Below are 586 nucleotides of genomic sequence, written 5' to 3'. Positions count from 1 at the left end.
AAGGATTATCTGGCATTTTATCCAGACAAGGTGAAAATCGAGGAAGTACCCGCTTGATCCTCGGCTGATTGCCGAAGCGGCTTTCGACATTTATCATGACGGCGCGCATCGCTGATGCGCCCGGCGACGCCTGTTGCGCGCGGAAGCGAGGGGGCTCGCCGTTTACATGTCAGACCGTAACGCTGCGCTGGATCGCGCCCGCACCTTTGTCACGCTGCTCGTGCTGGCGAACCACGCCGCGGTCGCTTACACCGCCTTCGGGCGCTATTACCCGAACCACTATCTGTGGTCGACGGCGCCGATCGTCGACAGCCAGCGCTGGATCGGCTTCAACATCCTCACGCTGTTCAACGACACCTTCTTCATGTGTCTGATGTTCATGCTGTCGGGCCTGTTCGTGTGGCCGAGCCTGAAGCGCAAGGGCATCGGCGACTTCCTGCGCGACCGCGCGCTCCGCCTCGGTCTGCCCTTCCTGGCGATGATCTTCGTGCTGATGCCGATCGCCTATTACGCGTCGTTCAGCTTGTCGACGCACAAGACCGGCTTTGTCGAATTCTACCTCAACAATTTCAAACAGGGCCAATGG

Annotated in this window: 1 protein-coding gene; it reads left to right on the top strand. The window is 59.4% G+C overall.

The genetic code is table 11. The features are described from left to right. Nucleotides 1-133: 133 nt before the first annotated feature. On the top strand, nt 134-586 hold a 453-nt coding region (locus tag AC1DU6_RS35015), incomplete at its 3' end, for an acyltransferase family protein (protein ID WP_477863147.1).

This window comes from Roseateles sp. P5_B10 (assembly GCF_056400485.1).
Note: the sequence above shows the minus strand (reverse complement) of the source record. Positions and strands in the feature narration are given on the sequence as shown.